Annotated in this window: 10 protein-coding genes; 5 read left to right on the top strand and 5 right to left on the bottom strand. The window is 72.5% G+C overall.

Annotation, left to right across the window (positions count from 1 at the left end; genetic code table 11):
• Nucleotide 1 precedes the first annotated feature (1 nt).
• Nucleotides 2–1,435 carry a tetratricopeptide repeat protein gene (locus tag ACIQFU_RS02335; RefSeq protein ID WP_402548359.1) on the bottom strand — a complete coding sequence of 478 codons (1,434 nt, stop codon included), beginning with the start codon at nt 1,433–1,435 and terminating at the stop codon, nt 2–4.
• A 91-nt stretch (nt 1,436–1,526) separates the two neighbouring features.
• Between ACIQFU_RS02335 and ACIQFU_RS02330 the strand changes: the two genes are divergently transcribed.
• Nucleotides 1,527–2,987: an FAD-binding oxidoreductase gene (locus ACIQFU_RS02330; RefSeq protein ID WP_402548358.1), complete on the top strand. Its 1,461-nt coding sequence runs from the start codon at nt 1,527–1,529 to the stop codon at nt 2,985–2,987.
• Nucleotides 2,988–3,012: 25 nt separating this feature from the next.
• Here ACIQFU_RS02330 and ACIQFU_RS02325 read toward each other — a convergent pair whose 3' ends face one another.
• Entirely contained in the window at nt 3,013–3,450 is a 438-nt protein-coding gene (locus ACIQFU_RS02325) for an SsgA family sporulation/cell division regulator (protein WP_402548356.1), read from the bottom strand.
• A gap of 235 nt (nt 3,451–3,685) precedes the next feature.
• Here ACIQFU_RS02325 and ACIQFU_RS02320 point away from each other — a divergent pair, with 235 nt between their 5' ends.
• Together ACIQFU_RS02320 and ACIQFU_RS02315 are read left to right on the top strand one after the other, a co-directional pair.
• Nucleotides 3,686–5,176: an RDD family protein gene (locus ACIQFU_RS02320; RefSeq protein ID WP_402548355.1), complete on the top strand. Its 1,491-nt coding sequence runs from the start codon at nt 3,686–3,688 to the stop codon at nt 5,174–5,176.
• A 268-nt stretch (nt 5,177–5,444) separates the two neighbouring features.
• Nucleotides 5,445–6,128, top strand: coding sequence for an RDD family protein (locus tag ACIQFU_RS02315; protein ID WP_402548354.1), 684 nt, complete (start codon nt 5,445–5,447; stop codon nt 6,126–6,128).
• 51 nt (nt 6,129–6,179) lie between these two features.
• On the opposite strand, the gene ACIQFU_RS02310 is transcribed toward ACIQFU_RS02315, so the two are convergent.
• On the bottom strand, nt 6,180–6,479 hold the full coding sequence (locus ACIQFU_RS02310; protein ID WP_402548352.1) for a hypothetical protein: 300 nt from the start codon (nt 6,477–6,479) through the stop codon (nt 6,180–6,182).
• A 430-nt stretch (nt 6,480–6,909) separates the two neighbouring features.
• On the opposite strand from ACIQFU_RS02310, the gene ACIQFU_RS02305 reads away from it, so the two are divergent.
• Together ACIQFU_RS02305 and ACIQFU_RS02300 are read left to right on the top strand one after the other, a co-directional pair.
• Nucleotides 6,910–9,255: an immune inhibitor A domain-containing protein gene (locus ACIQFU_RS02305; RefSeq protein ID WP_402548350.1), complete on the top strand. Its 2,346-nt coding sequence runs from the start codon at nt 6,910–6,912 to the stop codon at nt 9,253–9,255.
• A 146-nt stretch (nt 9,256–9,401) separates the two neighbouring features.
• Complete coding sequence (locus ACIQFU_RS02300) at nt 9,402–9,746, top strand: hypothetical protein (RefSeq protein ID WP_402548348.1); 345 nt, start codon at nt 9,402–9,404, stop codon at nt 9,744–9,746.
• A 31-nt stretch (nt 9,747–9,777) separates the two neighbouring features.
• Here ACIQFU_RS02300 and ACIQFU_RS02295 read toward each other — a convergent pair whose 3' ends face one another.
• On the bottom strand, nt 9,778–10,365 hold the full coding sequence (locus ACIQFU_RS02295) for a nicotinamidase (protein ID WP_402548346.1): 588 nt from the start codon (nt 10,363–10,365) through the stop codon (nt 9,778–9,780).
• A gap of 116 nt (nt 10,366–10,481) precedes the next feature.
• Nucleotides 10,482–11,828, bottom strand: coding sequence for a nicotinate phosphoribosyltransferase (locus tag ACIQFU_RS02290; protein WP_402548345.1), 1,347 nt, complete (start codon nt 11,826–11,828; stop codon nt 10,482–10,484).
• Between the last annotated feature and the right edge of the window lie 21 nt (nt 11,829–11,849).

Raw genomic sequence — 11,849 nt, 5'->3', positions numbered from 1 at the left:
CTCAGGCGGGCGGGCCCTCCACCGGGGGCTCGCCCAGCTCCGTCAGCGCCCGCTTCGCCTCCGGCACCCGCAGCGGCGAGAAGTACGGGTTGATCGTCAGCGCCTCCCGCAGATGCCGCCGCGCGGGCCCGGACCGCCCCAGCTCCCGCTCGATCGCGCCCCGGTGGAACACGTACAGCGCGCTGCGCACCCCGCCGCCCTTGTCGCCGTCGGTCGCGATCGTCGCGAACTCCAGCGCCTCCTGGTCCTCGCCGGTGCGGTGCAGCGCCCAGCCCAGCGCGTCGGCGACCGCGATCCCCGGCTGCCGCCCCCACTCCACCCGCAGCAGGCGCACCGCCTCGGCCGGATCGCCGTGGTCCGCCTCCAGCCGCCCCAGCATCAGCGCCTCGTCCGCCCCGGCCTCCTCGGCACCCCGCGCCCGCTCCCGCAGCAGGTCGTACTCCACCCGCGCCGCCTGCCCGAGGCCCAGTGACTCGTACAGCTCGCCCAGCTCCAGCGCGTACTCGGGGCCGGGCCGCTTGGCCAGCGCCGCCTGGTACGCGGACAGTGCCTCCGTCGTCCGGCCCAGCGCCGCCAGCGCCCGGCCCTGACCGGCCTGCGCGGCCCGCTGGTCGGGGTCGGTGCGCAGCGCCTCCTGGAAGAACCGCAGCGCCTCCTCGCGGTCCCCGCGCTCGAACGCCAGCCGCCCGGCCTGTTCCAGGTACGCCGCCCGCTCGGCCGGTGCCCCGGCGGCGGCCGCCGCGTCCGAGATCCGCGCCGCCGCGTCCTCCCGCCAGCCCCGGTCCCGGTAGACGGCCGCGGCCAGCGCGCCCACGGCCGGAGTCCCCGGGCGCAGCTCCATCACCATGTCCAGGGCCCGGCCCACGCCCTTGTCGTCGCCGAGCCCGGTGTACGCGTCGATCAGCACGGCGTGCGCCGTCCACCGCTTCGGCGCCGCCTTCACCGCGCTCTCGCCCCACTTCTTCGCCGCCGGGAAGTCCCGGCGCGCCACCGCCAGCGCCGCGAGCCCCTCCAGGGCCTGCGGGTTGCGCTTCGGCCCCGTCTTCAGCGAGGTGCGCAGCGCCCTCTCGGCCTTCGGCCAGTTCGCGCCGTCCGCCGTACGGCGGCCCTGCTCGACGTAGGCCGTGCCGAGCACCGCCCACGACGCCCCGTCCAGCGGATGCGCCCGCAGATGGGTCTCCCGGTCGCCGATCAGCGCCGCCAGGTCCGGCAGCGCGGCGGGCACTCCCGTGGTGACCGCACCCTGCGCCAGCGCGGCGGGCCCCGGCGCGGGCGGGGGAGCGTCGCGCCCGTCCCAGGGCGCCGGCAGGACCAGGGCCCCGCCGAGCACGGCGGCCCCGGCGACGGAGGCGATCAGCACCCGGCGCCCACGACGCGGCCGCCGTCCGCCTCCGGTGTGTCCCCGCGTGGTGTCCATCGCATGCGTGCCGTTCATGGCGCTCACTGTGCGCCAATACGACGATCACACCTGGCAGGCGACGGGTGCCGCCCACGGGGTTCACACCGATGGCCGTGGATGCGAACCTGTGATCATGAGCCGTATCGAAGCGCCTCGCGACGAAGACGACGCAGCCGCGACGGTCGACCGCACTCCGGGCGACCGGGGCGCCCCCGGCGACCCGAGCACCCTCGCCGACCGGCTGCTGGCCGGTCTGCCCGCCGGGTCCGTCCTCACCGACCCCGACGTGACGGCCTCCTACGCCAACGACATGGCGAGCTTCTGCCCGGCCGGCGCCCCCGCCGTGGTCGTCCTGCCGCGCACCGTGGAGGACGTTCAGCACGTCATGCGCACCGCCACCGAACTGCGCGTCCCGGTGGTCCCGCAGGGCGCCCGCACCGGCCTGTCCGGCGCGGCCAACGCCACCGACGGCTGCGTGGTCCTCTCCCTGACGAAGATGGACCGCATCCTGGAGATCAACCCGGTCGACCGCGTCGCCGTCGTCGAACCGGGCGTCGTCAACGCCACGCTCTCCCGCGCGGTGAACGAACACGGCCTCTACTACCCGCCGGACCCCTCCAGCTGGGAGATGTGCACCATCGGCGGCAACATCGGCACCGCCTCCGGCGGCCTGTGCTGCGTCAAGTACGGAGTGACCGCCGAGTACGTCCTCGGCCTCGACGTCGTCCTCGCCGACGGCCGCCTGATGTCCACCGGCCGGCGCACCGCGAAGGGCGTCGCCGGGTACGACCTCACCCGGCTCTTCGTCGGCTCCGAGGGCTCCCTCGGCATCGTCGTCCGGGCGGTCCTGGCGCTGCGCCCCAAGCCGCCCGAGCAGCTGGTGCTGGCCGCCGAGTTCGCCTCCGCGTCAGCCGCATGCGACGCGATCTGCTCGATCATGGAAGGGGGACACGTCCCCTCCCTCCTCGAACTGATGGACCGTACGACCGTCAAGGCGGTCAACGACCTCGCCCACATGGGTCTGCCGGAGAGCACCGAGGCGCTGCTGCTCGCCGCCTTCGACACCACCGACCCTGCCGCCGACCTCGCCGCCGTCGGCGCGCTGTGCGAGGCCGCGGGCGCCACCCAGGTGGTCCCGGCCGAGGACGCCGCCGAGTCCGAACTCCTCCTCCAGGCCCGGCGCCTGGCCCTCACCGCCCTTGAGGCCGTCAAGGGCACCACGATGATCGACGACGTGTGCGTGCCACGCTCCCGGCTCGGCGACATGCTGGAGGGCATCGAGCGGATCGCCGCGAAGTACGGCCTCACCATCGGCGTCTGCGCCCACGCGGGCGACGGCAACACCCACCCCACCGTCTGCTTCGACGCCTCGGACCCCGACGAGTCCCGGCGGGCCCGCGAGTCCTTCGACGAGATCATGGCCCTCGGCCTGGAACTCGACGGCACCATCACCGGTGAGCACGGAGTGGGCGTCCTGAAGAAGGAGTGGCTGGCGCGGGAGATCGGCCCGGTGGGCCTGGAGATGCAGCGGGCCGTCAAACAGGTCTTCGACCCGCTGGGCATCCTCAACCCGGGCAAGCTCTTCTGATCGGGTAAGCCGGACCGCCCGCCCCTCACCGGGCGAGCAACTCGGCCAGCCCGTCGTCGAGTCCGAGCCGCGCGCCCTCGGTCCCGGGCGGCACCGTCCTCAGGGTCCGCTCCAGCCAGGCCGACACCTGCGGGGTGGGCGCCTCCAGGAGGGCGTCGCCGTCCGGGCTGCTCAGTGCGATCAGTACGACGCTGCGGCCTTCCGTCTTCGACGGCCACACCCGCACGTCCCCGTGTCCGGACGGCCGGAAGACGCCCTCCACCAGCAGGTCGCGGGCGAACGTCCAGTGCACCGGGGTGCCGGAGTCGATGTGGAAGGTGACGTGGACGGCGTAGGGGTCGTCGGTGTGGTATCCGAGCCGGGCCGGCACCGGGACGCCGTGCTCGGGCGACAGGATGAGCCGCAGCTCCAGCTCGCGCTCCACGACGGTGGGTCGGGCGGGGCCGGTGGGGTCGGTGTGCATGGCGGGGTTCCTCTCCCGTGTCTCGTACGGTCCTTGCCCAGGGAGAGCGGCCGGAGGCCGGAGCATTACGCGGGTTCGCGGAACTTTATTCCCGAACCCCGGTCCGGGTGTGAAGGTCCCTGCACGAGGTTGCCCGGAAAGGGGTGGGTACGGCGGGACCGGCCGTGCGGATTGCGCCCGTCTGATAGATGTTGGAGCCCCCTATCAACCCCCGAGCAGATACGGGACGACGGACATGAGCGCCCCAACCCCGGCCCCCGGCGACGACAGGCCCCGCGAAGGGTATTACCCGGACCCGTCCATTCCCGGATACGTCCGGTACTGGAACGGCGCCTCCTGGGTGGCGGGCACGAGCCGGCCCGCCCCCAAGGACGGCGAGCCGCTCGCGCCTCCGCCCGGCGCGCGGCCCTCCGTCGAGGAGACAGGACCGCACTTCTTCGACGAGGACCCGGTCGAGGACCCGCCGCCCGCCGCCGCGTCCCAGCACGGCAGTCGTCCGGAGTCCGCCACGGCCTGGGGCGCCGACCGCTCCGGTCCCGCCGACGCACCGGACCAGCGAGTCGCCTGGCCGGGCACGGCACGGGGCGCGGACCCGAGGGTCCCGCACGCCCGGCAGGCGGCACCGTCCGCCGAGGGTGCCGCGGACGCGGGCGCCCGGGGCGACGCCGGGCCGGCCTCGGCTGCTGTCCCCGGCTCCGCGCCCGCTGCGGCCTCCGGTTCCGCCTCCGCTTCCGGTTCCGCCCCGGCTTCCGGTTCCGGCGACGCGGCGGCAGAGGCGGACGCGCAGGCCGGCAACACCTTCGTCTTCCGCCGCCCCGCGGTCGGCCCGCAGGGCTCACCGGCGCCGGGTGGCACTCCCGCCCGTGCCGAGGACGAGGGCACCATGACCTTCCGCGCGGTCACCCCGCGCACGCAGCAGCCCGGCGGACCGGGTGCCGCTTCCGGTTCCGGATCGGGTCCGGGCTTCGGGGCCGGCAAGGCGGCCGCCGCCAGGGCCGCCGCGGCACAGAATCCCGCGACCCCGACCGCTCCCCCCGCGCCCGCGGTTCCGCACCAGGCGCCCCCGCCGCAGGCGCAGCCCGCCCCCGCCGCACCGGTCGCGGCGGGCGGCCCGGGCGGCGGGCAGTCCTCCTGGGCGCAGCAGGTGCACCGGCTGGCCGGGGCGGGCGGGGACGAACAGCCCGTGGCGCCCTGGAAGCCGCCGGTCGAGGACGTGTTCCAGGCCGCCGCCCGGCGCCAGGCGTCGGCCCGGCCCGGCGGGCTCGGCAAGCGGCTGGCCGCCCGGCTGATCGACACGGTCGTCCTGGCGGGCGTCACCGCCGTGGCCGCCGTACCGCTCGGCGTCAAGGCGATCGACCACGTCAACGACAAGATCGACGAGGCCAAGCTCTCCGGCGAGACGGTCACGGTCTGGCTGCTGGACGGCACGACGTCCACGTATCTGGGCATCGTGCTCGCCGTCCTGCTGCTCTTCGGCGTCGTCTACGAAGCGCTGCCCACCGCCAAGTGGGGCCGCACCCTGGGCAAGAGGCTGCTCGGCCTGGAGGTGCGGGACATCGAGGCCCACGAGCCGCCGTCCTTCGGCGCGGCCCTGCGCCGCTGGCTGGTCTACAGCGTGCCGGGCCTGCTGGCCGTCGGCGTGGTCGGCGTCGTGTGGTGCCTGTTCGACCGCCCCTGGCACCAGTGCTGGCACGACAAGGCCGCCGGCACGTTTGTCGCGGGCTAGCTCGGCCGGGGGCGGGTAGGGGGGTGCCTGTTTCGCGGTCGGGTGCGGGTGGGCCGTGGTTGTTCGCGCAGTTCCCCGCGCCCCTTGTGGGGGGCGTCCACTGCACGTCCTGTAGGGGCGCGGGGAACTGTGCGACCAGCCCCCACGCACCCGCACCCGCCGACGTACCGTCAGCTCCCGCCCCGAGGGCGTCGGACCACGCACCCTTGCTACTCCGGACGGCCGCTCGCCGGATGCGAGGAGAGAGAGTCCGGGTTCGACTCGGGACATGAGCAGCGAACCGCCCCCCGGCTCCGGCGGGCAGCAGCCGCCGGACGACGACCCGCTGAGGAAGAACCCCTACGACAACCCGCCCCCGCCCCCCGGCGGAGGGGGCCCCTACGGCGGCACCCCGCCCCCCGGCGGCGGAGGACCCTACGGCGGCGGGCCTCCTCCGGGCGGCGGTGGTCCCTACGGCGGAGACCCGTACGGCGGTGGCGGTTACCCCGCCGACCCGCTGGCCGGGATGCCCCCGCTCGCCGACAGCGGACGGCGCACGCTGGCGCGGATCATCGACATGATCCTCGTGGGCATCGTGGTCTGGCTGCTCAGCTGGGCGTTCAACGTCCAGGAGTACCAGGTGGACGGTGACGACATCTCCGTCGGCAAGTCCTTCGGGCAGTCCGTGATCGCCGCCCTGCTGTACATCGCGTACGACACCTACATGACCACGAAGACGGGCCAGACCCTCGGCAAGAAGTGGCTGGGGATGCGGGTGGCCAACCTGGACAACGGGGCGACGCCCTCGGTGCAGACGTCGCTCGTCCGGGCCCTGGTGCTGTGGATCCCGTTCGCCTTCTGCTGCGCCTGCGTGTGGACGATCATCGCGGGCGGCTGGAGCTTCTTCGACAAGCCCTACAAGCAGGGCCTGCACGACAAGGCGGCCAAGACGGTCGTGGTCAGAACCCGTTGACGACCGAGGGCCCCGGCGGCACGGGCACCCGGAACGGCGCCGGATCCGGCCTCAGGCGGCCCGCCCGCGCCTCGCCTCGCCCGAGCCGGCGGAGACTCGGTGCGTCGCGGGCACCTGTGCCGGCTCCCGGTCGGTGACGAGCCGGTGGGGCGGCGCGGCGGTCACCGCGCGCGTCCCGGGCAGCGGGACGGTCATGGCGACCAGCAGCCCCAGGGCGAGTGCCGCGACGGCGATGAGAGCGACTCCGGGACCCGAACTCGTCCGCGACAGCAGCAGCATGGCGAGCGTCGAGAAGATCACGGTGCACGAACCGTAGGCGAACTGTGCGGCAGTCGGACGGGGCATGGCCATCGTGTCCTCGGAAGACAATCATGGGAGGGATGGGCTGTCGGCCTGGCTTTCCGCCGGTCTCCGGGCGTTCCGCCAAGCGACTCTAACCCGCTGTGTGCCCGAGTGGAACCAGAAGTAAGCACGACCTAACCGGCACGGCCGATGCACGGGGGGCGCACGGATTCATGACGTCCGGGAAGCGGACGGTCCCGCGCGCCCGCCGGATCCGGCCGGGAGTCCGGCGGACCCGCCGAAGGTCACGATCCGGTGTCCGCAAAGCGAACGGCGGCTCCGCATAGTGCACTTGTTCTGCTCAAGTCAAGGTCTGTCTTTTCCATCGAACCTCTAGTCAAATGTCGTCACTTGACTACACGCGTTGATCACGTGTGCGCGGACTTTGCTCTGTCCTTGTCCCCCCTTCCGCGCGCGTGGACGCGGGGGAGGAACTCAAGTGACCAGAAGATCCTGGAAGTTCAGAACGGCGGCGACCACCGTCGCACTCGCCGCAGCCACCGCGACGCTCTCGGCGGCCGGCGTGGCGCAGGCGGACTCGCCGTCCCGGCCGGATGCCGTCAACCGCCACGACCCGAGCCCGGACAAGACCGCGCGCTCCCACGACCTCAAGGGCCCCCTGAGCGACACTCAGGCCGCCCAGCGTGAGGAGGCCCTGAACCAGGTCATATCCGGCAAGGCCTCGGTGAAGAAGAAGGGCGGCTCCAACGTCGTCCAGCTCAAGAGCAAGAAGGGCGACGCCAAGTACGTCGAGCTGGGCCGGGAGAAGACCGACAAGATCTTCACCATCCTGGTCGAGTTCGGCGACAAGGTCGACAGCCGCTACGGCGGCGACGCCGGCCCGCTGCACAACGAGATCGCCAAGCCGAAGCGCAAGACGGACAACTCCACGGCCTGGCAGGAGGACTACAACCAGGAGCACTACCAGGACCTGTACTTCGGTTCCGGCAAGGGCGTCAACTCGGTCAAGACGTACTACGAGAAGCAGTCCTCGGGCCGCTACTCGGTCGACGGCGAGGTCTCCGACTGGGTCAAGGTGCCCTACAACGAGGCCCGTTACGGCTCCAACAAGTGCGACCCGGACAACTGCGCCTGGTACGCGGTGCAGGACGGCGTCACCGCCTGGGTCGCGGACCAGAAGGCGGCCGGCCGCACCGACGCCCAGATCAAGTCGACGCTGACCCAGTACGACCAGTGGGACCGCTACGACTTCGACGGCGACGGCGACTTCAACGAGCCCGACGGCTACATCGACCACTTCCAGATCGTGCACGCCGGTGAGGACGAGTCCGCGGGCGGCGGCGCGCAGGGCGAGGACGCCATCTGGGCCCACCGCTGGTACGCCTTCGGCACCGACGCCGGCTCCACCGGCCCCGCCGACAACAAGCTCGGCGGCACCCAGATCGGAGACACCGGCGTCTGGGTCGGCGACTACACCATCCAGCCGGAGAACGGCGGACTCGGCGTCTACGCCCACGAGTACGGCCACGACCTCGGCCTGCCCGACCACTACGACACCGCCGGCGGCGACAACTCCACCGGCTTCTGGACGCTGATGTCGTCCGGCTCGTGGCTGGGCACCGGCCGCAACGAGATCGGCGACCTGCCCGGCGACATGAACGCCTGGGACAAGCTCCAGCTGGGCTGGCTGAACTACGACACCGCCAAGGCGGGCGTCAACTCCTGGCACAAGCTGGGCCTGGCCGAGTACAACACCAAGCACAAGCAGGGCCTGGTCGTCGAGCTGCCGAAGAAGGCGGTCACCACCGAGATCGTCGCCCCCGCCGAGGGCGAGACCCAGTGGTGGAGCGGCAGCGGTAACGACCTCAAGAACACCCTGACCCGCAGCGTCGACCTCACCGGCAAGTCGTCCGCCTCCCTCACCCTGGACGGCTGGTACGACATCGAGGCCGACTACGACTTCCTCTACACCGAGGTGTCCACCGACGGCGGCGCCAACTGGACCGCGATCGACGGCACGTTCGACGGCCGGCCGATCCAGCGCGACGGCAGTGACAAGCCCGCCCTGAGCGCCACCGTGGACGCCTACGGCAAGCTGGTCTACCCGCTCGACGCCTACGCCGGCAAGAAGATCGACCTGCGCTTCCGCTACCAGACCGACGGCGGCCTGGCCATGAAGGGCTTCACCGCCGACGAGATCGCGGTGACGGCCGACGGCGAGACCCTCTTCTCCGACAACGCGGAGACCGAGGACGCCGCGTGGACGGCGAACGGCTTCACCCGCAAGGGCGCGTCCTTCACCAAGGACTACGCGCAGTACTACATCGCCGAGAACCGGCAGTACGTGTCGTACGACGAGACGCTGAAGACCGGCCCGTACAACTTCGGCTTCACGGAGCGCCCGAACTGGGTCGAGCACTACGCGTACCAGAACGGCCTGCTGATCTGGAAGTGGGACACCTCCCAGGCGGACAACAACACCAGCCAGCACCCCGGCACCGGCCTGGTCCTGCCGATCGACTCGCACCCGACCGCGCTGAAGTGGAAGGACGGCACGGTCATGCGCAACCGCTTCCAGGCCTACGACTCGCCGTTCAGCCTGTACCGCACGGACGGCATGACGCTGCACAAGGCGGACGTCGCGAAGTACGTCCCGGGCTCCAAGGGCGTCTCGGTCTTCAACGACCGCAAGAACGACTACTACGACCCGGCGAACCCGACCGGCGGCGTCAAGATCACTGACACCAACACGAAGATCAAGATCCTGAAGGAGGCCAAGAACGGCTCGACGATCGAGCTCGAGGTTGGCCCCGCGGGCAGGTAAACAGCATCTGCCCAGGTCAGAGCGTGATCGGCGGTGACCCCCTGGCGGGTCACCGCCGATCCGTGTTTAGGTGCGTCCTGTGGTTCTCTTATTGACACCGGGTCCGGCACCCGGACCGACCCAGGCTGACTCGGGGGTATGACCGCATGGCCGCAGGAGGCTTCTGCAAGCTGCCGAACGGCACGGTGGTGGTGGCACTGAACCTGCCCAGCCCCGCCGGGCCGGAGGCCGGGGGAGTGCGCTTCCTCGTCCACGCCCAGAACCGGGCGCGCGCCCTGACCAGGCTGCGCAACCTGGGGCTGCGCAGCGTCTACCTGCGGGGCAACGCGGCCCCGCCGACCCCGGACGAGGTCACCGCGGTCCTGCACCACCCGGACGGCCTGATATGGCGTACGGCACCGGTGACCGGGGCCGTGGGCGGGCCGGATCTGGTCCAGGAGCTGTGGCACCCGATCCGGGCCCTGCTCAGACGCCCGACCGCCCAGGCGTGACACCGCCCGTTACGCGACGGGCGCACCCGCCCTACTGGACGACCGGCTTCCCCGACAGCTCCACGCCCGCCTCCCGCAGCTCCTCCAGCGCCCGCTCGGTGGTCTCCACGGCCACCCCGGCGGTCAGGTCGAGCAGCACCTGGGTGCGGAAGCCCTCCCGGGCGGCGTCCAGCGCGGTGGCCCGGACGCAGTGGTCGGTGGCGATGCCCACGACGTCGACCTCGTCGATCTCCCGGCCCCGCAGCCACTCGGCGAGCGACGTGCCGTTCTCGTCGGCGCCCTCGAAACCGCTGTAGGCGGCCGAGTACGCCCCCTTGTCGAAGACGGCGTCTATCGCGCCGGAGGCGACGGCGGGCGCGAAGTTCGGGTGGAAGCCGACCCCCTCGGTGCCGGCGACGCAGTGCGCCGGCCAGGAGTGGACGTAGTCCGGGTTGTCGGCGAAGTGGCCGCCCGGCGCGATGTGGTGGTCGCGGGTGGCCACCACGTGGCGGTAGCCGGCGGGCGCCTGCCCGATCAGCTCGGTGATGGCGGCCGCCACGTCGGCACCGCCGGACACCGCGAGGCTGCCTCCCTCGCAGAAGTCGTTCTGCACGTCTACGACGATCAAGGCGCGGCGCATGGTCGGTGTCCTTCGACTGGGTCGACTGCGGGGTCGGTGTGCGGGTTGAGGGGACGGGCGGGGCTGATTCACGCGGGTGGTACGGGGCTCATTCGGCCCTTGCGGGGCCGCACCCCCTAGCTACCCGAGCCCCCGTGCGTGTACTCCGTCGGAATGACTGGTTCCCCTCGGGAGAGCTGGGTGGCGGACAGCGGAAGGTTGGCGCGGGCCGCCGCGTGCCGGTCCCGGACGGCGTCCAGCGGCTCGCGGGCGACGACCTCGCCGCCCTTGACCAGCTCGACCAGGAGCTGCCGGTCGGCCAGCGCGTCGGGCACCGGACCGGTGCCGACCACCTCGGCCTCGGCGTATCCCTCGGCGTCCAGACGGCGTGCCGCCCACTTGCGGCCGCCGATCGAGGTCTTGCCCCCGGTGGACTTCTTGGCCACCGGCACCAGCGGCGCCCCCTCCTCGCCGGACTCGGCGCGGGCGACCAGCTTGTAGACCATCGAGGCCGTCGGGTGCCCGGAGCCGGTCACCAGCTGGGTGCCGACGCCGTAGGCGTCCACGGGCGCCGCCGCCAGCGAGGCGATGGCGTACTCGTCCAGGTCCGAGGTGACGACGATCCTCGTCCCGGTGGCGCCCAGCTCGTCCAGCTGCTGGCGCACCCGGTGGGCGACCAGGAGCAGGTCGCCGGAGTCGATGCGCACGGCGCCGAGCCCGGGCCCGGCGACCTCCACGGCCGTGCGGACGGCCTCGGCGACGTCGTAGGTGTCCACCAGGAGTGTCGTGCCCGCGCCCAGGGAGTCCACCTGGGCGCGGAAGGCGTCGCGCTCGTTGTCGTGCAGCAGGGTGAAGGCGTGGGCGGAGGTGCCGACGGTGGGGATGTTGTAACGGAAGCCGGCGGCCAGGTCGGAGGTGGTCGCGAAGCCGCCGACGTAGGCCGAGCGGGCGGCGGCGACGGCGGCCAGCTCGTGGGTGCGGCGGGCGCCCATCTCGATCAGCGGCCGGTCGCCGGCGGCGGACGACATGCGGGAGGCGGCGGCCGCGATCGCCGAGTCGTGGTTGAGGATGGAGAGGATCACCGTCTCCAGCAGCACGCACTCGGCGAAGCTCCCCTCCACCCGCATGATCGGCGAGCCCGGGAAGTACACCTCGCCCTCGGGGTAGCCCCAGATGTCGCCGCTGAAGCGGTACCGGGCGAGCCAGTCCAGGGTGTCCCCGTCGACGATGTCCTTCTCGCGCAGGAAGCGCAGGACGTCCGCGTCGAAGCGGAAGTTCTCCACCGCGTCCAGCACCCGGCCGGTCCCCGCCACGACGCCGTAGCGTCGGCCGTCCGGCAGCCGCCGGGTGAAGACCTCGAACACGCTCCGCCGCCCGGCCGTACCGGCCTTCAGGGCGGCTTGGAGCATGGTCAGCTCGTACTGGTCCGTGAAGAGCGCCGTCGAGGGGACGTCCACCGGCAGCCCAAGGTCCGCTGTGTTCATATGACGGATCGTACCCCCATT

The organism is Streptomyces sp. NPDC093065 (assembly GCF_044754585.1).
Lineage (GTDB): Bacteria > Actinomycetota > Actinomycetes > Streptomycetales > Streptomycetaceae > Streptomyces.
This window is presented reverse-complemented; position numbering and strand designations above follow the sequence as displayed.

Bases quoted from the DNA above. Each gene is read 5' to 3' on its own strand.
- ACIQFU_RS02310 (WP_402548352.1), bottom strand. From the start codon at position 6,479: ATGGCCATGCCCCGTCCGACTGCCGCACAGTTCGCCTACGGTTCGTGC.
- ACIQFU_RS02325 (WP_402548356.1), bottom strand. From the start codon at position 3,450: ATGCACACCGACCCCACCGGCCCCGCCCGACCCACCGTCGTGGAGCGC.
- ACIQFU_RS02290 (WP_402548345.1), bottom strand. From the start codon at position 11,828: ATGAACACAGCGGACCTTGGGCTGCCGGTGGACGTCCCCTCGACGGCG.
- ACIQFU_RS02300 (WP_402548348.1), top strand. From the start codon at position 9,402: ATGGCCGCAGGAGGCTTCTGCAAGCTGCCGAACGGCACGGTGGTGGTG.
- ACIQFU_RS02315 (WP_402548354.1), top strand. From the start codon at position 5,445: ATGAGCAGCGAACCGCCCCCCGGCTCCGGCGGGCAGCAGCCGCCGGAC.
- ACIQFU_RS02295 (WP_402548346.1), bottom strand. From the start codon at position 10,365: ATGCGCCGCGCCTTGATCGTCGTAGACGTGCAGAACGACTTCTGCGAG.
- ACIQFU_RS02320 (WP_402548355.1), top strand. From the start codon at position 3,686: ATGAGCGCCCCAACCCCGGCCCCCGGCGACGACAGGCCCCGCGAAGGG.
- ACIQFU_RS02335 (WP_402548359.1), bottom strand. From the start codon at position 1,435: ATGAACGGCACGCATGCGATGGACACCACGCGGGGACACACCGGAGGC.